Source organism: Salmonella enterica subsp. diarizonae, assembly GCF_008692785.1.
Taxonomy (GTDB): Bacteria; Pseudomonadota; Gammaproteobacteria; order Enterobacterales; family Enterobacteriaceae; genus Salmonella; species Salmonella diarizonae.
In genome coordinates this window covers 160,134-182,275 of sequence record NZ_VXJV01000001.1, presented here as the reverse complement: position 1 = coordinate 182,275, position 22,142 = coordinate 160,134, and the positions used below count along the sequence as shown (strand labels likewise).

24 protein-coding genes are annotated in these 22,142 nt (G+C 52.1%); 7 read left to right on the top strand and 17 right to left on the bottom strand.

Going from position 1 to position 22,142, the window contains the following annotated elements:
• Positions 1–65: 65 nt before the first annotated feature.
• From yqaB to luxS, 4 genes are all read left to right on the top strand, one after another.
• Positions 66–632: a fructose-1-phosphate/6-phosphogluconate phosphatase gene (gene yqaB / locus F4V72_RS00895; RefSeq protein ID WP_023248988.1), complete on the top strand. Its 567-nt coding sequence runs from the start codon at positions 66–68 to the stop codon at positions 630–632.
• Positions 629–1,054, top strand: coding sequence for a YqaA family protein (locus tag F4V72_RS00890; RefSeq protein ID WP_023248989.1), 426 nt, complete (start codon positions 629–631; stop codon positions 1,052–1,054). The genes yqaB and F4V72_RS00890 overlap by 4 nt, the downstream gene beginning before the upstream one ends.
• A gap of 76 nt (positions 1,055–1,130) precedes the next feature.
• Positions 1,131–2,687 (top strand): glutamate--cysteine ligase, encoded by a 1,557-nt coding sequence (gene gshA / locus F4V72_RS00885; RefSeq protein ID WP_023248990.1) that lies wholly within the window; start codon positions 1,131–1,133, stop codon positions 2,685–2,687.
• A gap of 149 nt (positions 2,688–2,836) precedes the next feature.
• Positions 2,837–3,352, top strand: a complete 516-nt coding sequence (gene luxS, locus F4V72_RS00880) for an S-ribosylhomocysteine lyase (RefSeq protein WP_136058065.1) — start codon at positions 2,837–2,839, stop codon at positions 3,350–3,352.
• A gap of 143 nt (positions 3,353–3,495) precedes the next feature.
• Here luxS and emrB read toward each other — a convergent pair whose 3' ends face one another.
• The 12 genes from emrB to F4V72_RS00815 all read right to left on the bottom strand — a co-directional run bounded on the left by emrB (position 3,496) and on the right by F4V72_RS00815 (position 16,847).
• The gene (gene emrB, locus F4V72_RS00875; RefSeq protein ID WP_023248992.1) at positions 3,496–5,034 is read right to left on the bottom strand and encodes a multidrug efflux MFS transporter permease subunit EmrB; all 1,539 of its coding nucleotides are present in this window, start codon (positions 5,032–5,034) and stop codon (positions 3,496–3,498) included.
• A 16-nt stretch (positions 5,035–5,050) separates the two neighbouring features.
• Positions 5,051–6,223: a multidrug efflux MFS transporter periplasmic adaptor subunit EmrA gene (emrA, locus tag F4V72_RS00870; protein ID WP_023248993.1), complete on the bottom strand. Its 1,173-nt coding sequence runs from the start codon at positions 6,221–6,223 to the stop codon at positions 5,051–5,053.
• A 126-nt stretch (positions 6,224–6,349) separates the two neighbouring features.
• The gene (gene mprA / locus F4V72_RS00865; RefSeq protein ID WP_000378431.1) at positions 6,350–6,880 is read right to left on the bottom strand and encodes a transcriptional repressor MprA; all 531 of its coding nucleotides are present in this window, start codon (positions 6,878–6,880) and stop codon (positions 6,350–6,352) included.
• Positions 6,881–7,376: 496 nt separating this feature from the next.
• Positions 7,377–8,561: an MFS transporter gene (locus F4V72_RS00860; RefSeq protein ID WP_023248994.1), complete on the bottom strand. Its 1,185-nt coding sequence runs from the start codon at positions 8,559–8,561 to the stop codon at positions 7,377–7,379.
• Between the two features lie 164 nt (positions 8,562–8,725).
• The gene (gene proX, locus F4V72_RS00855) at positions 8,726–9,721 is read right to left on the bottom strand and encodes a glycine betaine/L-proline ABC transporter substrate-binding protein ProX (protein ID WP_023248995.1); all 996 of its coding nucleotides are present in this window, start codon (positions 9,719–9,721) and stop codon (positions 8,726–8,728) included.
• A 69-nt stretch (positions 9,722–9,790) separates the two neighbouring features.
• Positions 9,791–10,855 (bottom strand): glycine betaine/L-proline ABC transporter permease ProW, encoded by a 1,065-nt coding sequence (proW, locus tag F4V72_RS00850; RefSeq protein WP_023248996.1) that lies wholly within the window; start codon positions 10,853–10,855, stop codon positions 9,791–9,793.
• Entirely contained in the window at positions 10,848–12,050 is a 1,203-nt protein-coding gene (gene proV, locus F4V72_RS00845; RefSeq protein ID WP_023248997.1) for a glycine betaine/L-proline ABC transporter ATP-binding protein ProV, read from the bottom strand. The genes proW and proV overlap by 8 nt, the downstream gene beginning before the upstream one ends.
• A gap of 354 nt (positions 12,051–12,404) precedes the next feature.
• A complete protein-coding gene (nrdF, locus tag F4V72_RS00840; protein WP_023248998.1) occupies positions 12,405–13,364 on the bottom strand; it encodes a class 1b ribonucleoside-diphosphate reductase subunit beta in 960 nt (319 codons plus the stop codon).
• A 10-nt stretch (positions 13,365–13,374) separates the two neighbouring features.
• Positions 13,375–15,519, bottom strand: coding sequence for a class 1b ribonucleoside-diphosphate reductase subunit alpha (gene nrdE / locus F4V72_RS00835; RefSeq protein ID WP_114049029.1), 2,145 nt, complete (start codon positions 15,517–15,519; stop codon positions 13,375–13,377).
• Positions 15,492–15,902, bottom strand: a complete 411-nt coding sequence (gene nrdI / locus F4V72_RS00830) for a class Ib ribonucleoside-diphosphate reductase assembly flavoprotein NrdI (RefSeq protein WP_053509016.1) — start codon at positions 15,900–15,902, stop codon at positions 15,492–15,494. The genes nrdE and nrdI overlap by 28 nt, the downstream gene beginning before the upstream one ends.
• Positions 15,899–16,144, bottom strand: a complete 246-nt coding sequence (nrdH, locus tag F4V72_RS00825) for a glutaredoxin-like protein NrdH (protein ID WP_023249001.1) — start codon at positions 16,142–16,144, stop codon at positions 15,899–15,901. Before nrdH ends, nrdI begins: the two co-directional genes overlap by 4 nt.
• Before the next feature lie 271 nt (positions 16,145–16,415).
• On the bottom strand, positions 16,416–16,847 hold the full coding sequence (locus F4V72_RS00815) for a carboxymuconolactone decarboxylase family protein (RefSeq protein ID WP_053509013.1): 432 nt from the start codon (positions 16,845–16,847) through the stop codon (positions 16,416–16,418).
• An 88-nt stretch (positions 16,848–16,935) separates the two neighbouring features.
• On the opposite strand from F4V72_RS00815, the gene F4V72_RS00810 reads away from it, so the two are divergent.
• The gene (locus tag F4V72_RS00810; protein WP_063390727.1) at positions 16,936–18,270 is read left to right on the top strand and encodes a PLP-dependent aminotransferase family protein; all 1,335 of its coding nucleotides are present in this window, start codon (positions 16,936–16,938) and stop codon (positions 18,268–18,270) included.
• An 83-nt stretch (positions 18,271–18,353) separates the two neighbouring features.
• On the opposite strand, the gene F4V72_RS00805 is transcribed toward F4V72_RS00810, so the two are convergent.
• Entirely contained in the window at positions 18,354–18,680 is a 327-nt protein-coding gene (locus F4V72_RS00805) for a DUF883 domain-containing protein (protein ID WP_001650455.1), read from the bottom strand.
• Positions 18,681–18,842: 162 nt separating this feature from the next.
• Between F4V72_RS00805 and F4V72_RS00800 the strand changes: the two genes are divergently transcribed.
• Positions 18,843–19,193 carry a DUF2002 family protein gene (locus F4V72_RS00800; RefSeq protein ID WP_023249004.1) on the top strand — a complete coding sequence of 117 codons (351 nt, stop codon included), beginning with the start codon at positions 18,843–18,845 and terminating at the stop codon, positions 19,191–19,193.
• Between the two features lie 34 nt (positions 19,194–19,227).
• On the opposite strand, the gene alaE is transcribed toward F4V72_RS00800, so the two are convergent.
• Positions 19,228–19,677 carry an L-alanine exporter AlaE gene (alaE, locus tag F4V72_RS00795; protein WP_023249005.1) on the bottom strand — a complete coding sequence of 150 codons (450 nt, stop codon included), beginning with the start codon at positions 19,675–19,677 and terminating at the stop codon, positions 19,228–19,230.
• Between the two features lie 696 nt (positions 19,678–20,373).
• Between alaE and stpA the strand changes: the two genes are divergently transcribed.
• Positions 20,374–20,775, top strand: a complete 402-nt coding sequence (gene stpA, locus F4V72_RS00790) for a DNA-binding protein StpA (protein WP_023249006.1) — start codon at positions 20,374–20,376, stop codon at positions 20,773–20,775.
• Positions 20,776–20,877: 102 nt separating this feature from the next.
• Here the strand turns inward: stpA and F4V72_RS00785 are convergent, their stop codons facing one another.
• From F4V72_RS00785 to F4V72_RS00775, 3 genes are all read right to left on the bottom strand, one after another.
• Positions 20,878–21,057: a hypothetical protein gene (locus F4V72_RS00785; RefSeq protein ID WP_136058066.1), complete on the bottom strand. Its 180-nt coding sequence runs from the start codon at positions 21,055–21,057 to the stop codon at positions 20,878–20,880.
• 132 nt (positions 21,058–21,189) lie between these two features.
• Positions 21,190–21,717 carry a rhodanese family protein gene (locus F4V72_RS00780; RefSeq protein WP_023249008.1) on the bottom strand — a complete coding sequence of 176 codons (528 nt, stop codon included), beginning with the start codon at positions 21,715–21,717 and terminating at the stop codon, positions 21,190–21,192.
• Between the two features lie 9 nt (positions 21,718–21,726).
• A complete protein-coding gene (locus F4V72_RS00775) occupies positions 21,727–22,026 on the bottom strand; it encodes an ArsR/SmtB family transcription factor (protein WP_070803730.1) in 300 nt (99 codons plus the stop codon).
• Positions 22,027–22,142 lie beyond the last annotated feature (116 nt).

Here is a 22,142-nt window from a genome sequence, read left to right as displayed (position 1 = left end):
TATTAGCGACAAAATCAACCAATTGCGATAAAGTACTGTCTGGTTATTCGGTTTGCGAGAACACGATGTACGCACGTTATGCTGGTTTGATTTTTGATATGGACGGTACTCTTCTGGATACCGAACCAACGCATCGCAAAGCGTGGCGTGAGGTTTTGGGGCGCTATGGTCTTCGTTTTGATGAACAGGCAATGGTCGCGCTTAACGGTTCACCAACCTGGCGTATCGCCCAGTCAATCATTGAGCTTAACCATGCCGATCTTGATCCCCGGTCACTGGCGCGTGAGAAAACCGACGCGGTAAAAAGCATCCTGCTGGACTGCGTAGAACCGCTGCCGCTGATTGAGGTGGTCAAGGCGTGGTATGGACGGCGTCCCCTGTCGGTCGGTACTGGTAGCGAAAGCGCTATTGCGGAAGCCTTGTTAGCGCATCTGGGGCTGCGTCGTTATTTTGATGCGGTTGTGGCGGCAGACCACGTACAGCATCACAAACCCGCGCCTGACACCTTCTTACTTTGCGCGCAGCGGATGGGCGTTATGCCAACGCAGTGCGTAGTATTTGAAGATGCCGATTTTGGTTTACAGGCGGCGCGGGCGGCAGGGATGGATGCCGTGGATGTCCGACTATTGTGAGTGACGGATTGTCTCTCCTGTCTCTGTTTGCCAGTAGTTTTCTCAGCGCTACGCTGTTACCCGGTAATTCTGAGGTTGTTTTGGTTGCCATGCTGGTCTCCGGAGTCAGTCATCCCTGGGTCTTAGTCTTAACAGCAACAATAGGTAATAGCCTTGGAGGGGTAACTAACGTTATTCTTGGGCGTTTCTTTCCGCTGCGCAAAACGTCGCGCTGGCAAGAAAAAGCGACTGGCTGGCTAAAGCGTTATGGCGCAGCCACACTATTATTAAGCTGGATGCCGGTAATCGGTGATTTGTTGTGCCTGTTAGCGGGATGGATGCGCATCCCGTGGGGGCGGACGATCTTTTTTTTGTGTCTTGGTAAGGCGCTGCGCTATGTTGCGCTCGCAGCGGCGACGGTTCAGGGCATGATGTGGTGGTAATAATTGTAGGTTTGGCATGCATGGCCGCTATTACAGTTATGCTTATTAAAACGATTTTGACAGGCGGGAGGTCAATTTGATCCCGGACGTATCACAGGCTCTGGCCTGGCTGGAAAAACATCCTCAGGCGTTAAAGGGGATACAGCGCGGGTTAGAGCGCGAAACGCTGCGTGTAAATGCTGATGGCACGCTGGCGACAACAGGTCATCCTGAAGCGTTAGGTTCGGCGCTGACCCATAAATGGATTACCACGGATTTTGCGGAAGCCCTACTGGAGTTTATTACGCCAGTCGATGGCGATATCCAGCATATGCTCACCTTTATGCGCGATCTCCACCGTTATACGGCCAGGAAACTGGACGATGAGCGGATGTGGCCATTAAGTATGCCCTGCTATATTGCGGAAGGGCAGGACATTGAGCTGGCGCAGTACGGCACATCGAATACGGGGCGCTTTAAGACGCTCTATCGCGAAGGGCTGAAAAATCGTTATGGCGCTTTGATGCAAACCATCTCCGGCGTACATTACAATTTTTCATTACCGATGGCATTCTGGCAGGCGAAATGCGGCGTTACGGAAGGCGAAGCGGCAAAAGAAAAAATTTCTGCCGGCTATTTCCGCCTGATTCGCAATTATTACCGTTTTGGCTGGGTCATCCCATATCTGTTTGGCGCTTCTCCGGCCATTTGTTCCTCTTTCCTGCAAGGAAAGCCGACCACATTACCGTTTGAAAAAACGGACTGCGGCATGTACTACCTGCCATATGCGACGTCGCTGCGTTTGAGTGATTTGGGCTATACCAATAAGTCGCAAAGCAATCTGGGTATCACGTTTAACGATCTACATGAATATGTTGCAGGCCTGAAGCGGGCGATTAAAACGCCGTCAGAAGAGTATGCGCGGATTGGTCTGGAAAAAGACGGTAAGCGACTACAGATTAACAGCAACGTTCTGCAAATTGAAAATGAGCTGTATGCGCCCATTCGTCCCAAGCGCGTGACGCGCAGCGGCGAATCGCCTTCAGATGCGCTGTTACGCGGCGGTATTGAGTATATTGAAGTACGCTCTCTGGATATCAATCCATTTTCTCCGATCGGCGTGGATGAACAGCAGGTGCGTTTTCTCGATCTCTTTATGGTCTGGTGCGTACTGGCCGATGCGCCGGAGATGAGCAGCAGCGAGTTGCTGTGCACGCGCGCCAACTGGAATCGCGTTATTCTGGAAGGCCGTAAACCAGGCCTTACCCTGGGGATTGGCTGTGAAACTGCACAGTTCCCGCTGCCCAAAGTAGGGAAAGATCTCTTCCGCGATCTGAAACGCGTGGCGCAAACGCTGGACAGTATCCACGGGGGAGAGGATTATCAGAAAGTCTGCGACGAACTGGTTGCCTGTTTTGATAATCCGGAGCTGACGTTCTCCGCACGCATTTTGCGCTCAATGATTGATACCGGTATTGGCGGTACCGGGAAAGCGTTCGGCGAAGCTTACCGTAATCTGTTACGCGAAGAGCCGCTGGAGATTTTGCAGGAAGAAGAGTTTATTGCTGAACGTGACGCTTCAGTACGTCGTCAGCAGGAGATTGAGGCGGCGGATACCGAGCCGTTTGCCGCGTGGCTTGCAAAGCACGACTGACCCAAAAGAAAAAGGCCACTCACGGAGTGGCCAAAATTTCATCGCTGAAAACAGGGATGATGATAACAAATGCGCGTCTTTCATATACTCAGACTCGCCCCGGAACAAAGAGTTCAGTTTATTTTTAAAAAATTATCGGAGGTGACTAAATGCCATTGTTAGATAGCTTCGCAGTCGATCATACCCGGATGCAAGCGCCGGCGGTACGCGTGGCAAAAACGATGAATACCCCGCATGGTGATACCATCACCGTTTTCGATCTGCGTTTCTGCGTCCCGAATAAAGAAGTGATGCCGGAAAAAGGGATTCATACTCTTGAGCACCTGTTTGCTGGCTTTATGCGCGACCACCTCAACGGTAACGGCGTAGAGATTATCGATATCTCGCCGATGGGCTGTCGCACCGGTTTCTACATGAGTCTGATCGGTACGCCCGATGAGCAGCGCGTTGCTGATGCGTGGAAAGCGGTAATGGCCGACGTATTGAAAGTGCAGGATCAAAACCAGATCCCGGAATTAAACGTTTACCAGTGCGGCACCTGGCAGATGCACTCCCTGAACGAAGCGCAGGAAATCGCCCGCCATATTCTGGACTGTGATATTCGCGTGAATAACAATACAGAGCTGGCGCTACCGAAAGAGAAGTTGCAGGAATTGCACATTTAGTCGTGCCCTTACTGCCCGGTGACGCTAACGCTTACCGGGCCTACATGTTGGGCAAGAGCTGCGTAGGCCGGATAAGGCAACGCCGCCATCCGGCATAACTCCCCGGCGCAAAAAAAGCCAGTTCATGTGAACTGGCTTTTTTATTAGTGCGCGCCGCCTCCGCCGCCACCCGCGCCGAACGGCGGTTTCGCGAACCAGACCAGGCCGAGCAGCACCAGGAATATTCCGGCTGACATCCAGAAAATTTCATTGGCGGAAATAATCAGCCCCTGATTCGTGATTTGCTGGGCTATCCAGCCTGACGCCTGTTGGTGCGTCATCCCTAAGCCTTCCAGCTTATCGTACATAGCCTGAGCGTTTGGATTATACGCCGTGACCGACTCCGTTAACTGAGCATGGTGTAGCGACTCACGATCGGTCCACATGGTGGTGGTAATCGAGGTGCCGATGGACCCTGCCAGCGTTCGCGTGAAGTTCGACAGACTTGATGCCGCCGCCAGTCGTTCGGGCGGTAGCCCGGAGAGCGTAATGGTGGTCAGCGGCATAAAGAAGCAGGCGACGGCAAATCCCTGAATAAACTGCGGCCATGCGGAAGCGCCGAAATCCATACCCGGTTCGAACGTCCAGGCGCGCCAGTAAAAACAAACGGCGTACATAATAAAGCTGAACGTGACCAGCCTGCGCATATCCAGTTTATGCGCGAAGCGTCCGATAATCGGCGACAAAATTACCGGAATAATGCCGACCGGCGCGGACGCCAGACCTGCCCACGTTGCGGTATAGCCGTACACCTCTTGCAGAAGCTGCGGCAGCAGAACAATGGCGCCGAAATAGAGCATATAAGCAAGGCTGATGCACAAGCACCCGATAGTGAAGTTACGCGATTTAAAAAGAGAAAGATCGACGATAGGGTGATCGTCGGTCAGCTCCCAGACAATCAGGAAACTGATGGCGATTACGGCTACCACGGTCAGGATGATAATTTCCTGCGAAGAGAACCAGTCCAGCTCTTTACCGCGATCGAGCATGATTTGCAGGCTGCCGATGCCAATCACCAGTAGCGCCAGACCGATGGCGTCAATACGCCGTCGTTCGGTGCGCGTTTCACGTCCGCGCAGCGTTTGTAACGTCATCAGGACGACGACAACGCCAATCGGCACGTTGATGAAGAAAATCCATCCCCAATGGTAGTTATCGCTGATGTAGCCCCCCAGTATCGGGCCGCAAATCGGCGCGACAATGACGGTCATTGACCAGAGCGCCAGCGCAATGGAGCGCTTCGCAGGCGGATAGTTATTCAGCAGCAGGCTTTGCGAGAGCGGAATCAACGGCCCGGCGACCACGCCCTGCACCACGCGGAAGAAGATCAGCATATTCAGGCTGCTGGATACGCCACAGGCCCATGAAGCCGCGGCAAAGGCGACCGTCGACCACATGAACAGTTTGACTTCGCCAAAGCGTTTTGCCAGCCAGCCGGTTAAGGGAATCGAGATGGCGTTCGCCACCCCGAAAGAGGTGATAACCCATGTCCCCTGGCTTAGGGAAGAACCCAGGTTCCCGGCGATGGTGGGAATCGCCACGTTGGCAATGGTGGAGTCCAGCACCTGCATGAATGTCGCCAGCGACAGCGCGATCGTCATGATGACGAGCTGCGCGCCTTCCAGCGGTTTTTGCTGTTGCATCACACGCACCTCAGGATTAACCCGCGTTAGCCTGCACGATGTCGTCGATCAGTTTATTGACCGGCGCGAGATTAATTTCGCGTGCGTTACTTTCGGCAACCGGCGTCGTTCGTACCTGGCTGGCCAGTACCTGACCGTCGCGGTTAGCAGTGTCCACAGTTACCAGCGTCGATAAACCAATACGCAGCGGATGTTGTTCTAACTGGCGGGCGTCCAGTTCGACGCGTACTGGCAGACGTTGAACCACTTTAATCCAGTTACCCGTCGCATTTTGTGCTGGCAGCAGGGAGAAGGCGCTGCCTGTCCCCATATCCAGACCGACGACTTTACCGGTGTATTTTACGTCGTCACCATAAATATCGGTAATAATCGTAACTGGCTGCCCAATGCGCATATTCGCTAATTGGGTCTCTTTAAAGTTAGCGTCCACCCACAGATCGGTTGCAGGCACGACGGCCATCAGCGGCGTGGTGGGGCTGATCTGCGCGCCTGGCTGGACGGCGCGGCGGGAGACGTAACCGGTCATCGGACTGACGATGCGGGTACGCTCCAGCGCCAGCCAGGCGTTACGCACTTCGGTCGCCGCTTGTTGAACCGCAGGCTGATCTTCCAGTTTACTGTTGAGTATCATTGCCTGATTGGCATTGTACTGTTGAATGGCGACATCCAGTTGTGCCTGTGCGCTGGCGACGGCATCGCGGGCGTGTTGCAGCTCTTCACGGCCAATAAGGTTGGCATTACCCAGCGGCACACGGCGGTTAAGGTCGCTTTGCGCTTGCGCCAGGGCGGTTTTTCGCACGTCGATATTCGCCTGCAACTGCTTGCTGTTAATCATCAACTGGTGCGTCTGGCGCACGCTGGAGGCCAGCGCCGTTTTGGATTTTTCAAACGCCTGTTTGGCGTCGGTCTGATCGAGCGTGACCAGAACATCGCCCTCTTTTACAAAGTCGGTGTTATCAGCCCAGACTTTCGTCACGCTGCCTGACACCTGCGCCATGATTTGAACCTGGTTCCCTGCCACGTAAGCATCATCTGTCTCTTCAATATGACGCAATACTAAAAACCAATAAATTCCATATGCCACGGCAATAATAATAAAGAGCAAGGTAAGAAGTAGCAGCGCTGTTTTGCGTTTGCCTTTCTTCTTAGCCGATTGCTGCGGGGGTTGGATCTCCGCATTTGCGCTCATGTTGTTCTCCACGATCTTATTATTCACATCGGCTGAACCGACCTGTTGTCAGAAAGGCCAGCAGTAACGCATGCTGGCCTGTCCGCTTTCCTGTTATTAATCTGGATGTTTGAGCGGGTCGGCGCGTTAGCGCAGCGCCTCAAGAACAGTGCCTTCCTGCTCCATTTGATCAAGACGTGTCAGGAGCTTACGAGTGATGTGCTCAAGTTGATCTTTTTCGGCAGTGCTAAGTGATGACCAGAGTTGATGCAGACAATGATGCTGAGGCGGAAGCACTTCTTGCAAAAATGCCTGACCTTTCTCCGTTAATTGCAGATGCAAGCAACGGCGGTCGTTATCGCTCTCACGACGCTCAATCCAGCCTCGTTTTTCCAGTTCATCTGCAATGCGCGTCGCATTGGTGCGAGATGAACCCAGCGCGCAGCTTAATTCAGACGGCTGAATACTGTGGTTTTCCTGAGACTCCAGCGTAATCAACGCCATAAACAACGTCTCGTTAATCCCTTGAGCCTTCAGCATTTTATTGCGGTTTTCCAGGAGCTTGCCTTGCATGTGCATACAAAGGCGGGTCAAAAGAATTTCCTGATAAGGAAAGTCTTCGTGACGGCTGGCGCGAAATTTTAGCATTTGTTCAATGGGCGTAAACGAACTATCCATTTGGGCATGACCTCATTAATTTCAGCCGATATAGTAACGACAGTGACAAATAAAGTAAATGTATTATTAATACAAAATCATTCTTTCAGGTTATAAAACAGACAATGATACGCAGACTGAGACATCAGCGGGAACATTGGGCCCGGTAAAGCGCCGCCTGTGGCGAATCCAGGAATGATGAGAAAAGCGTGGGCGCCTGCATGAAAAAGTCAGGAGAGAACAAGAAGCGGGAGGGGCGAAAGCCAGGTAAATGGCCTTATAACCCAATGCAAACGCTACCGGAATATCACGGATAGCTATCGGTAAACGACCTTCGAATCCTTGAACAGGCGCTATTGGCCTGGGAGCAGATGGGGATGCAGGGCTTTCCATAGAATTATATTATTCTTCACCGGTATAAAAATAACCATGATAAATGAATAGCATAACCTTAACAGACTGGGGAGCTCCTTAACACCCTAAGGAGCTTAAACAAAGGTAAACGCTCACTATCCGCTTAATTTACGGCTTCCTGTCGGTGAAAACCTCGCCACCAGACCAGTAAATTAAGTAGGGCTACCGTGACACCCGCCAGACAAACGCCGGCCCAGCCGGCATGTTGCCAGGCGGAGGCGGAAATCAGCGACCCCGCGGCGCCACCGATAAAGTAGCTGGTCATATAGCCGGCGGTGAGCCGGTTACGCGCATCTGGATGCAAACGATAGATAACCGTCTGATTGGTGATATGTACCCCCTGAACCGTGAGGTCCAGTATCAGAATGCCAATAATCAGCGCCAGTACTGAGGTGTGCCCAAGCCAGATAGCCAGCCAGGAGAGTAATAGCAGCAGTAAGCCGACCGTGGTGGTGAGGTGCGATTTACCTTTATCGGCAAATCCGCCAGCCGGACGCGCGCCTAAAGCGCCGGCGGCCCCTGCCAGGCCAAACAGGCCTATCATCCCCTCAGAGTAGCTAAACGGCGGCGCGGCGAGTAAAAAGGCCATCGAAGTCCAGAGAATGCTGAAATTAGCAAAGGTCAGACAGCCCAGCAGCGCGCGGGTACGTAGCAGCTTATCGTGAATAAACAGGCTGAATACGGAACCCAACAGTTGCGGGTAGTTAAGATGGGTGTCGGATTTGAGCTTTGGCAGCCCGCGCCACAACGCGACGGCCATCAGTGCCATCAGTGCCGACGCTACCCAAAATACGGTGCGCCAACCGCCGAGGTTTGCCAGCAGTCCGGCGACCGTTCGCGCCAGCAGTATCCCCAGCAACAGGCCGCTCATAATGGTGCCGACCACTTTGCCGCGGGTGTCGGGCGTCGCAAGCGTGGCGGCCAGCGGAACCAGAATCTGCGCTACCACGGAGAACAATCCGGTTAAGGCCGTTCCGAGGATCATCATGCTAAGCGACTGACTACTGGCGGTGATCAGCATTCCGCCTGCCGCCAGCAATGTCATAGAGACAATCAGCATTCGGCGTTCAAACATGTCGCCGAGCGGCACCAGAAACAACAGGCCAGCGGCATAGCCCAACTGCGCGGCGGTAACGATAAACCCTGCGGAGCTGGCGGAAAGCGAAAAGTGATGCGCGATGGTATCAAGCAGCGGCTGGGCGTAGTAGTTGCTGGCGACCGCCAGACCAGTGGCCACAGACATTAAAACGATCAGCGCCGGGCTAAGCCCATGATTGGGTTTCGTCATTATGGTAATCGTGACTCAGGTAATCATTTCTTGGGAAAACAATCATAGCGGATGTTGATGAATAAAGGGGAACGGTGACGTGATGAATTGTGCGGTTTGAGGAGAGATTGAGTAGGCCGGATAGCGGCGCATGAACTGCGCCGCTATCCGGCATAAAAACGATATTATTTCTGCGCGGCCAGCGCTTCTTTCACCCAGCCGTCAAACTGCTGCTGGTGGGCGTTGATCCAGCCATCCACGTGTCCCTGAACATCGGCTTCAGACGATTTACCAGCATGCATCATGGCGTTCTGCGCGTTGATATCCGCCAGCGGCAGCTTCATGATGGCGAACAGTTTCGCCGCCGCCGGGTTTTTCTCCGCCCATGTCTTATTGGCGACAATATGCATGGTATTGACGGGGAACCCATAGTTCGCGCCGTTCGGCAGTTTAGTCTCAATATTTTTCTGTTCGCCCGGCAGGGAGGAGAACGGCACCTGTAGCCAGATGACATCTTTACCCGGCTTCATTACGTCGCTCACCCAGTATGGCGTCCAGGTGTAATACAGTACCGGCTTGCCTTCTTTAAAACGGGTAATGGTATCAGCCATCATCGCTGCATAGTTACCGTGGCTGACCTCAACGGTTTTTTCGAGATCAAACGCTTTATTCTGGTGATTGATCACGGCTTCGCAGCCCCAGCCCGGCGAGCAGCCCATCATGTCCGCTTTTCCGTCGCCATTGGTATCGAAGATTTTGGCGATTTTCGGATCTTTTAGCTGAGCGATATTGGTGATGTTGTACTGCTCGGCGGTTTTTTTATCGATCAGATACCCCTGCGCAGCGCCGGAGACGAAGACACCCTCGCGGTAAAACTTTTTGTCTCCGCCTGCCGCGGCATACATATCATCATGCAGCGGCTGCCAGTTTACGGCGGTAAACGTCGCATCGCCAGAGGCGATGGAGGTATAGCCTACGTTGTAATCGACTTCACTTGGTTTATTTACGGTATAGCCCAACTTTTCCAGCGCCCGGCTGACCAGTAACGTCTGGAAGGATTCTTCAGAAATAGTGCTTTGAATAGGTTGGACGGTAATGCCTTTGCCAGGCAGGTCGGCAGCGAAAGCGCTGGCGGTGACAAGGGTGGCAAACGCTGAGGCAAATATCACGGTATGTCGCATCGTTGTTCCTTTAATTATGGTAGGGAGTTGTAAGCCCGGTAAGCGTAGCGTTACCGGGCGACAGGAGAGTTACTTAACGAAAGGGCGGGTGATTAGCCCAACAGGACCAGTGGTATACCAGCGACGGTTGCCGCGGCTACGCGAGTCGCGCCCGACAGCCTGCGTCAGACGGTCAAGAATGATAGCGAGGATCACAATGCCGACGCCGCCGACGGTTGCCAGCCCCATATCAAGACGACCAATGCCGCGTAGTACCATCTGGCCAAGTCCGCCGACCGCAATCATCGAGGCGATCACCACCATCGAGAGGGCCAGCATCAGCGTCTGATTGACGCCTGCCATAATGGTGGGCATCGCCAGCGGTAGTTGCACTTTGAACAGCATTTGGCGCGGGCTGGCGCCGAACGAGCGCGACGCTTCAATTAAGTCGGCAGGCACCTGGTTAATGCCCAGGATCGTCAGGCGTACAATCGGCGGTAGAGCAAAAATAATCGTCACCACGACGCCCGGCACGTTACCGATGCCGAATAACATGACAATCGGCACCAGATAGACGAACGCGGGCGTAGTCTGCATCGCATCCAGCAGCGGACGAACTATTTTGGCTGCGCGCGGGCTGCGCGCCAGCCAGATTCCCATCGGTAATCCGATCATGACGCAGAACAACAGGGCGGTCAGCACCAGCGCCAGGGTAATCATCGCCTGCGACCAGGCGCCGATCGCACCGATCGCGATCAGCGATATCAGCGCCGCGATCCCCATGCCCATGCCGGAAACCTGCCAGGCAATCAGCGCGAAGAGAATAATCGCCACAGGGGCGGGCATTCCCAGCAGCAGTTGCTGAAAAGCGTTAAGGATGTAATCCACCGGCACACGAATCCCCTGAAAAAGGGGGCGGAAATGGGTGACGACCCAGTCGATTCCCTCGGTGACCCAGCTATCCAGCGGGATCAGCGTTTTATGGAACGGGTCCAGAAGAGAAAAGTGTTCAGGCGCTGGTGCTGGCCCGTTGTTCAGCCAGTCGGCACTGCCGCCATCCGTGGCTACGCCTGCCGGTGTTCCCCAGGCATCAGCCGTTTGCGCCGTAGTATCCGCCACCTGTGCGGTGTCCCACGGATTCGTTTGATCAGCCATTGTTTCCCCCCTCGCGATCTAAAGCCTGTAGCAACATACGTTTTGAAATAATGCCAACATACTGGTGTTCTTCATCGACAACCGGCACCGCGCAGGGCGCCTGACCGACGTGAGAGAGTAACTCGCTGAGTGGGGTTTGCGCATCAACGACTAAAGGGTCGTCGATAAGCGCAGCTTCAATCCCTTGCGCCTGACTTAATGCCGCTTTTAATGAGTCGATAGACACGACGCCCACGAATTTATTACCACGTTCAATGACGTAACCATATTCACGGTCTTCATCCTGTAATAATTTCAGTGCCGAACGGGGACCAAAACCTGGCGTTTTACGAATTAATCCGACCGGACTGCGACGGGCAATATCTTTGGCGCTAAAGACCTGACTAATATCCACGCCACGGAAGAACGTGCGGACATAATCATTTGCCGGATTATTCAGGATCTCATCCGGCGTACCAACCTGTACGACCTCGCCATTTTGCATAATGGCAATCCTGTCGCCAATACGCATAGCCTCATCAAGATCGTGGGAAATAAAGACAATGGTACGCTGATGTTTCGCCTGTAATTTCACCAGCTCATCCTGCATTTCGGTACGAATTAATGGATCGAGGGCGGAAAACGCTTCATCCATTAATAAGATGTCAGGGTTGATTGCCAGCGCGCGGGCAAGTCCAACACGCTGACGCATCCCACCGGAAAGTTCATCCGGATAGGCATGAGCGTAATTCTCAAGCCCCACCTGACGCAAGGCTTCCAGCGCTTTTTCACGACGCTCTTGCGCCGCGATGCCCGCTAATTCCATACCGAATGCCGTATTATCCAGCACCGTCATATGCGGCATGAGCGCAAATGACTGGAAGACCATCGCAATCTTTTTCCTGCGCACCTCGCGAAGCTCAGCGTCTGATATTTTTGCAATATCAACGCCGTCGATCAATACCTGTCCGCGGGTGGGTTCAATCAGGCGATTGAGAAGGCGTACCATTGTGGATTTACCCGAGCCGGATAATCCCATGATGACAAATATCTCGCCTTCTTCAATGGCCAGACTGGCGTCTTTAACGCCAAGCGATAGCCCCGTTTTTTCCAGTATTTGCTCTTTCGATAGTCCCTTTTCAATATATTTGAAGGCGCGTTGCGGATGCTCTCCAAATATTTTATACAGATTCTTCACTTCTAATTTAATTGCCATGCAATAGAATGATTCCTGTTATTTACTTATGTCGATATGTTACCTGATGGAAATAGTTACCTTTTTCTACCCTAACATACTCAGAATCTGAGACAACCCTGAATTTGCTTCTGGCATGAATATTGCGAGATGCTATTGGCTGTGATTTCCCATGATATAAGGGCTGAGCGCGAATGAGGTGGAGAAGATATTTTTTGTGATAACCATCAAAAATCCACCTGAATTGGGGAAATCCAGGCGAATAATGTCACTCGTATTGAGTGTAGAACATGCTGTAATATTTGCGCGATTTAACTCAACATTGCTTGAAATAATGGCATGGGAAATGTAACGTTATTTCCCATACCCATAAGGTTAAAAATTCCAGTCTTCGTCTTCGGTTTCGACTGCTTTTCCCATCACATAAGATGAACCTGATCCGGAAAAGAAATCGTGGTTTTCGTCGGCATTCGGCGAGAGCGCGGAAAGGATCGCGGGATTCACGTCTGCCATCTCCGGCGGAAATAACGCCTCATAACCCAGGTTCATTAAGGCTTTATTAGCGTTGTAGCACAAGAAGGCTTTGACGTCGTCAACCCAGCCGGTTTCCGCATATAAAACTTCTGTGTAGCGGATTTCGTTATCGTACAGTTCCATCAGCAAATCCAGCGCAAAAAGCTTTAACTCTTCACGCTCGATTGTCGATAGTTTTTGTAGCGCGATCTGATATTTATAGCCAATATAATAACCGTGAACCGCTTCATCGCGAATGATTAAACGAATCAGGTCGGCAGTGTTCGTGAGCTTACCGCGGCTGGAGAAATACATCGGCAGCCAGAAGCCGGAATAGAACAGAAAAGACTCCAGAAAGACGCTGGCAATCTTTTTCTTTAGTGGTTCATCGCTGACGTAATGAGCCAAAATAATCTGCGCCTTACGCTGTAGCGGCGGGTTTTCTTCGCTCCAGGCGTAGGCGGCATCAACATCTTTTGTCTGGCACAGAGTGGAAAAAATAGAACTGTAAGAGCGGGCGTGTACCGCTTCCATAAAGCTGATGTTCGACAGCACTGCCTCTTCATGCGGCGTGATGGCATCCGCCATCAACGACGGCGCGCCTGCGATGTTCTGGATAGTATCGAGCAGCGTGAGGCCAGTAAACACGCGAATGGTGAGCTGCTGTTCGGCGGCGCTCAGCGTCTGCCAGGCCGGAATATCATTCGATAACGGCACTTTTTCCGGCAGCCAGAAATTACTGGTCAGACGGTTCCACACCTCCAGATCTTTGTCGTCCTGGATCGTGTTCCAGTTGATGGCGCTAATACGAGATAATTTCATATTGCTTTCCTTATAGCGCGCAGGATACGCAGCCTTCAATTTCAGTACCTTCCAGCGCCAACTGGCGAAGCCGGATGTAATACAGTGACTTAATACCTTTTCGCCAGGCATAGATCTGCGCTTTGTTTATATCGCGGGTCGTGGCGGTATCGGGGAAAAACAGGGTGAGCGACAGCCCTTGATCGACGTGGCGCGTGGCTTCGGCATAGGTATCAATAATTTTTTCCGGACCGATATCGTAAGCATCCTGATACATATCCAGATTTTCATTGGTCATAAACGGCGCGGGGTAATACACACGCCCGGTTTTGCCCTCTTTGCGAATCTCAATTTTTGCCACAATCGGATGAATGCTGGAGGTCGCATGATTAATGTAAGAAATCGAACCGGTCGGCGGCACCGCCTGCAAATTTTGGTTATAGATGCCATAGCGCATCACATCGTCGCGCAGCTTTATCCACATTTCTCGTGTGGGCAGCGTAATGCCACTGCGGGCAAATAGCGCCCTGACTTTCGCCGTTTTCGGTTGCCAGTCGTCCTGTAAATACTGCGTAAAATAGTCGCCGCTGGCATAGCGCGACTGCGCAAATCCGGCGAAGGTTTTGCCGCGTTCACGGGCCAGCCGCATTGAAGTGTGCACGGCATGCCAGGTAATGGTGTAAAAATAGAAATTGGTGAAATCCAACGCCTCCGGCGAACCGTAGGCAATTCCTTCCCTTGCCAGATAGCCATGCAGATTCATCTGGCCCAGACCGATGGCATGAGAGGCGGCATTACCGGCGGCTATTGAGGGCACGCTGTGTATATGGCTCATGTCTGAGACCGCTGTCAGGCCGCGAATAGCGGTTTCTACGGTACGGCCAATGTCCGGTGAATCCATGACGTGAGCGATATTCAACGAGCCGAGATTGCAGGAGATGTCATGCCCGATGTGGGTATAGTCAAGGTTATCGTCGTAACGGGAAGCGCTATTGACCTGTAAAATTTCCGAGCACAGGTTGCTCATATTAATGCGACCGGCAATCGGATTCGCGCGGTTTACCGTATCTTCAAACATGATGTAGGGATACCCGGATTCGAACTGAATCTCTGCCAGTGTTTGAAAAAAGTCACGGGCGTTAATATAGGTTTTACGCACGTGCGGATCGGCAATTAATTTATCGTACCGTTCGCTAATGGCGATATCGCCAAACGGTTTGCCGTAGCGTCGTTGTACGTCATAGGGCGAAAAGAGCGCCATTTGCGCGTTTTCTTTCGCCAGCCGGAAGGTGATGTCCGGGATCACCACGCCGAGAGAGAGCGTTTTGATCCGGATTTTTTCGTCAGCGTTTTCCCGTTTGGTATCCAGAAAACGCAGAATATCCGGATGGTGCGCATGGAGATAAACCGCGCCGGCCCCCTGGCGCGCGCCGAGCTGGTTGGCATACGAAAACGCGTCTTCCAGCATTTTCATCACCGGGATCACGCCGGACGATTGATTCTCAATGCGTTTGATCGGCGCGCCCGCCTCGCGCAGATTGGAGAGTAAAAATGCGACGCCGCCGCCGCGTTTGGAGAGTTGCAGCGCCGAGTTCACCGCCCGCCCGATCGACTCCATATTGTCTTCGATACGGAGCAGGAAGCAGGAGACCAGTTCCCCACGCTGTTGTTTACCGCAATTTAAAAAAGTCGGGGTGGCGGGCTGGAAGCGACCAGAAAGCATTTCATCGGTCAGTTGGGTGGCCAGCGTTTCGTCACCCTGCGCCAGCGTCAGCGCCACCATTGTCACCCGATCTTCAAAGTGTTCCAGATAACGTTTGCCGTCGAAGGTTTTCAGCGTGTAACTGGTATAGAACTTCCAGGCGCCAAGAAACGTCTGGAAGCGAAAGCCGCTGGCGTGAGCGTGGTCGAACAGGCTGAGGACGAAGGCGCGGTCGTAACGCGCGAGGACCGCGTCATCGTAATAACCTTCCTGAACCAGCGTGTCCAGACGTTCATGCTGGCTGGCAAACGTCACGGAATGTGGGAGGACGTGGGCGGCAAAGAAGGCATCGACCGCCTGCTGGTCCTTGTCGAACTGAATATGGCCTGCTTTATCATAAAGATTCAGCATCGCGTTCAGAGCGTGGTAATCCATTGTTTCCTGCATTACGCGCTCCGGGGTTGTTGTTGCCAAAATTCATTTACTCCTTTTCGGACGTTATCGATGTCGCGTTGTGTGCCCATGAGCTCAAAGCGGTACAGCCAGGGTACGCCGCATTTTTGTGCTATCACATCGCCAGCACATCCCCAGGCATCGCCGAAATTGCGATTACCGGAGGCGATGACGCCGCGAATGCGCGCCCGGTTGTGTTCATCATTTAAAAAGCGGATCACCTGTCGTGGCACCGCACCGGCCATCCCGCCGCCGCCGTATGACGGCACAACCAGAATGTACGGCTCGTCTACCCGAATTCGCTCCCGTTCATTGAGTGGAATACGCGTGGCGGGCAGCCCCAGACGCTGCATAAAGCGGTGCGTATTTTCAGAGCTGCTGGAGAAGTAGACGAGCGCGCTCATGCGCTTGCCGCGTGAGGCGTTGTATGCAGACGGTTAATCATGTCCGGGCGGAAGCCAGACCAGCTCAAATCGCCCGCCATCACCACCGGTAATTGACGAAACCCTTGCGCCCGGAGCGTATCCGCTGCATCCGGCACCAGGTCGACGTTCACCATCTCAAATTCAAATCCACGGCTTTCCATCGCCCGTTTCGTGGCGTGGCACTGAACACAGTTATTGCGAGTGTAAATAGTAATGCTCATGATTCGTATTTCCGTTTAGAATGAGAAAACGGCGCGATGAAACGCGTCGGGTTGTCGTGTGCTGATACAGGCAATACTAGATGTAGTTGAATTAAGATTCAACCATACAAGATATGGGAATTTCCGATTAATTTTAACGTCGCTGATGAACACAGCGGGGTAGGGATGGCATGGCTAATTTTTGCCGGATGGCGGCGTGAACGCCCGATCCGGCCTACAGGTTCACGCATAACAGAGCCGGATAGCATCAGCGCCATTCAGCAAAAATGCGTCACATGCGCATACCGATCGCCAGACGGTTAAAGCAGTTCATCAAACCGATGGCGAAGGTCAGATCGCTGATTTCACGCGCGCTAAAGTGAGCGAGCAGCGGCAGATAAACATTATCTTCAGCGTGGGTTTCAGCAATGTGCGTCACCGATTCCGCCCAGGCTAACGCCGTACACTCTTGCTCGCTGAAATGGTGACTTACCCGCCAGCCTGCCAGTGCATCCAGTTTAGCTTGATTCACGCCAGCCTTACGCAGGGTCTTACTGTGCATCTCCAGACAAAATGCACAACCATTAATTTGCGAAATGCGCAGGTAAATCAGCTCCATCAGGGTAGGGTCAAGCGTGCTCTTTTCCAGCGCGTTTTTCGCCTGCACCAGAGCGCTGTAAACCTCCGGGCTCAGTTCATAATAGGGTTGGCGTAACGTCGTCATCATGTTTCTCCTCGTGTTGATGACGAGCACTGTAGCACTATAATGGTCTGTAAAAGAGAGCCATATTTTTACAGAAAAAGCAGACCATATGCCGCGCTATCAGCACATCGCTCGTCAGTTAAAAACGGCCATTGAGCAAGGAGAACTCGCGCCCGGAACGCGCTTGCCTTCCAGTAGGACGTGGGCGCAGGAACTGGGCGTTTCTCGCGCCACGGTGGAAAATGCCTATGGCGAGCTGGTGGCGCAGGGCTGGCTGGAGCGACGTGGCCAGGCAGGCACGTTTGTGAGCAACGCTCTACGGTTTGAGACGGCGCCGCCGATACCCGCTGTTTTTGCCGGAGAAAGTCCGGAGCCGAAACCCTTTCAGATGGGGTTACCGGCGCTGGATCTCTTTCCGCGCGAAAAGTGGGCGCGAGTAATGGGGCGTCGGTTGCGCACGCAGACGCGCTTCGATCTGGCATTAGGCGACGTCTGCGGCGAGGCGATTTTGCGCCAGGCGATAGTCGATTACCTGCGGGTTTCGCGTAGCATTGAATGTCTGCCGGAGCAGGTATTTATTACCTCCGGTTATGCGGATTCTATGCGGCTAATCCTGCGTACATTGTCTGTGCCGGGAGACAGCATGTGGGTGGAAGATCCCGGCTTTCCGTTAATTCGCCCGGTGATAACTCAGGAGGGGGTTACGCTGGCGCCGATTCCGGTCGATGCCGATGGGCTGAATGTCGCGGCGGGGATGCGGGATTGCCCGCAAGGGCGCTTTGTATTGGTGACGCCCGCCCATCAAAGTCCGTTGGGTGTAGCGCTGTCGTTAACTCGCCGACGGCAACTTCTGGCATGGGCGGCGAATGTGCAGGCCTGGATTATTGAAGATGACTACGACAGCGAATTTCGTTATCACGGTAAACCGCTTCCGCCGCTCAAGAGTCTGGATGCCCCGCAGCGCGTGATTTACGCCGGAACGTTCAGTAAGTCGTTCTTTCCGGCATTACGTACCGCCTGGCTGGTGGTGCCGATAAAGCAGATTGAGCATTTCCGGCAACAGGTGTCGCTGATGCCCTGCAGCGTACCGTTGTTATGGCAGCACACGCTGGCTGATTTTATCCATGATGGCCATTTCTGGCGACATCTGAAAAAGATGCGTCAACATTATGCTCAGCGACGGTTATGGATAGAGGAGGCGTTGGCAGAACAGGGGTTTGTTGTGACTTTACAGAAAGGCGGCATTCAATTGGTTATTGAGGTTGAAGGTGATGATAAAGCGCAGGTAGCGAAGGCGAATCAGGCGGAACTGGCGGTACAGGCGCTAAGCCGCTGGCGAGTGATTTCGGCAGGAAAGGGGGGCATTTTACTGTCGTTTACTAATATTACTTCCGCTGCCATGGCGAAACAGGTCGCATGGCAGCTTCGACAGGCGATACAGTAACTGTTTCGCCGAATGGCACGACTCTGGCCTGCGGCAATGATGCAGGCCAAATAAAGTATGTCGCCATCCGGCAGCGCACGCCGTTAGCGACGCAGGCTGAGCAGCGCCCCGATAAAAATACCTACCGCTGCGGCGGTTCCTACGCTACACCAGGGTTTTTCACGCACAAACGTATCCGCGCACCCCATTGCATCACAAGCGGCTTGTTTTACGCGAGTACGGCCATGCATCCGCGCTCGGGTCTCTTTCAGCAGCGCCTGTGCTTTACGTCGCGCAGCCTCGGCTTCGTCTTTCGCATCGCTTCCCCAGGATTTAAGGACATCTTCCAGACTGTCGGCTAATCGATTGACATCATTCTGAATATCCTGAACACCATCATCGACGTCGTTTCGGTTCGGTTTGTTAAGCATATGATCCTCCATTGATTTCGATGTAGCTTTCAGTGTAGTTCATATTTTTACCTGCTGAGGTTCGTTACGGCGATATCATTGCGTTTCTGGACTTTTCTGAAAGCGCTGATAACGGTCTATCGGGTAAGGTAAGCCCGCAGTAAAAGAGAATGAGGATAAAATATGTATTTACGACCTGACGAGGTGGCGCGCGTACTGGAAAAGGCAGGGTTTACCGTCGATGTGGTGACGAATAAGACGTATGGTTATCGACGCGGCGAGAATTATGTTTATGTTAACCGCGAGGCGCGTATGGGGCGTACCGCGTTGATCATTCACCCCAGATTAAAAGACCGAAGCTCATCACTGGCTGACCCGGCTTCGGATATTAAAACCTGCGATCACTACCAAAATTTTCCGCTCTATTTAGGCGGCGAGACCCACGAACATTACGGTATTCCCCACGGCTTTAGCTCACGAATAGCGTTAGAACGTTATCTGAATGGGCTATTTGGCGACGAAAAAACCAACTAAAAGCGCGACTGGCAACGCCAGTCGCGACGCTAACTTACGCCTTAGCCTGATGATAGCTGCTCACTTTAAACAGGCGACGACAATAATCCAGGAAGTAGCCATAAACCGCGCCCATTAACATTGAAACGATAATGTTTGAACTCACGGCGGCTATTATCTGGTGCCAGCCGGCGCCGACGGTCAGCAAAATGATAATATAAACGGGTGATTGAAAGGTGACATAAGCCAATATATCCGCCAGGCTTTTTGCCCATCCAGCCGGGCTTGCCTTACGCGCGACGCGCATAATCAGATCGCGATAAACGCCGTATGGCCATGCAATCAAAATGTTGACAGGTATCGCCACCAGCCTGGAAGAAAGCGACTGCTCAAAGCTCATTCCGGAGAGGAATATCTCGATCAACATGTTCACAACAGAACAGTAAACAACCATCGCAAACGTGTCTGCTACGGCATGACGCAAGCGTGACTGTGGAGAGAACATGTCAATGCTCCTTGTAACGTATCAATCAGAATGAGGTTATGGTTTGTAGTGAAATCACGAAGCACTTTTGCTTTTGCATAGAGTATGTTCCTGGATAGTAACTATCAACTAGTGTAAAGTTTTTATTTATGGGCTTTTTGTCGATAAAATACTCTGTGGTTGTTTGTTTTTTGCTCGCAACGGGATTTTCGTTGTTGGTGATAACTAATTCTTTTTAAATCAATATATTATAATGCACTGTTTTTCTGGCGATTTTCAGCAGTATTCTGAATGTTGTCAGATGCCATGTACTCTCGGCTAACGGAACGTTCTCGTCATTTTCCAGCATAATTAAGGTTGTTGTTGGGTGTTTTTTAGCATAAAGCTCTGATGACCAGATTTGAATGATTAGTCTGTTATTGTGATGAAATATTCATTTTACATGAAGTCGGCCACAGTGGGGGTTGCCGCTGTTACTGAGATGTGCAATACGCTATAAACAGCCGAACGGGAAACCTACAGATATACTGCAGACAGGATAACCTGAAATACATGGAGGGAATGAATATAGCCGTCAAGTTAACGGATTAATATAATTAATCGATTCCCTCTGGGTATATCTGTATGAACTTCAGGCTCTGGAAATATAATTCATAATGGCATACAATACTGCCTGTAATAGTTTTTTGTTTTCTGCGTTAAAAGGTTTTTATTGATATGAATCTGATGTTACAGAACTTAAATAATATCCGTACGCTGCGTGCTATGGCTCGCGAATTCTCCATTGACGTCCTTGAAGAAATGCTCGAAAAATTCAGGGCTGTCACTAAAGAAAGACGCGAAGAAGAGGAATTGCAGCAACGCCAGCTTGCGGAGAAGCAAGAGAAAATTAATACCTTTCTGGAGCTGATGAAAGCAGACGGTATTAACCCGGAAGAGTTATTTGCGATGGATTCAGCGATGCCGCGTTCAGCTAAGAAGCGCCAGCCGCGTCCGGCAAAATATCGTTTTACCGATTTCAATGGCGAAGAAAAAACCTGGACCGGACAAGGTCGTACGCCTAAACCGATTGCCCAGGCGCTGGCTGCGGGGAAATCCCTGGATGATTTCTTAATTTAAGCACGGATTGTATTTAACAAATGGCGCTTCGTTTCCGATCTCTATTAACGGTAACTCCGGCATGACCATCAGGAAACGTTGCGCCATTATCATTTTGATAAATCAGCACAGGCCAAAATCATCTTCTTCAGAATAAAGGGTGACGTCCACCGCTTTGAGCGTCAATTTTTCGCCCTGCTCATTGCAGGCCTGTACGGCAACAATTTGATCCTCATTCACTTCAATGACTTTCAGTTTCGGCCCTCCCATTCGGGGCTGTACTATATCACCGGGAGCGAACATACATCCTCCTGTTGAATGATGTTATAAACACGGATTCACTCTATTATAAACTGACTAGAACACAGTTAAACGAAAGCCATAAGCTCGGATTCAGTCTACTATAAACTTACCAATGTGCGGTGAATGTACCGCTTAATGAGTACGGGTATTCCAGGGCATTTTTTCCAGTAGTCGCGCCATTCCGCAGAAGCCTGTCATGCCTGCCAGCATTAACCCGGCGCCGACAAAACCGCTAATGAGGAAAAAGCCGCCGTGGATCGTATAGCCCAGAATCACCCCAAGTAACGTCAACCCGCCGGCGGCGATTTGCACCTGACGCATCAGCGGCAGCGGTTGCGATTTGTCTTCTGTGACGGGCAATCCTGCCGCTTTCCATCCGTCGATGCCGCCTTCCAGTAAACTGACCTGAGCAGGGGCGGCAATGGCCTGTAGTTTTGCCGCATTGCTGCTGGTTCGCTTACCTGACTGACAGTGAAAAATAATCTGTTCCGCTCGCAGGTTGGCGGGCAAAGCGCCTTGTTCAAGCCGGGAGAGCGGCGCCAGTTGTGCGTGTGGAATATGCTCGCGCAGATATTCGTCGGCGTCGCGCACATCAATCAGTTTCGCGCCTTGCGCTATCAGCGCTTGCGCCTCACGGGGGGAAACTATCCCAATGGACATCGTGCCTCCTTATGGACAATAGAGATTCTTTAACGTGGCGATAAGCGTATTAACCGCCTCATTTTTAATGAAATAGTAAATGCGCTGGGCATCGCGTTGACTATCAATCAGTCCTTCTTCCCGCATCCGCGCCAGATGTTGCGACGTCGCGGAGGGGCTTAGCCCGGTAATGCGCACCAGTTCGCCTGCACTGGTTTTGGGCGAACCACAAAGCATACATAAAATCAGTAATCTTTTTGGGTGGCTCATCGCTTTGAGCAGGGCCGCCGCCTGTTCTGCGCTGGCCTGAAGTTGTTCAAGCTCTGTCATCGTTATTTAAGAATTTTCTAAATTTAGTTAATTCTAAAATAAACGTCAACCTAATGCCAGCGTAAAGAGCGTAAAGGAGGGTAAAAGCGCGATGCGCGACTGGCAGGCTCAGGTAA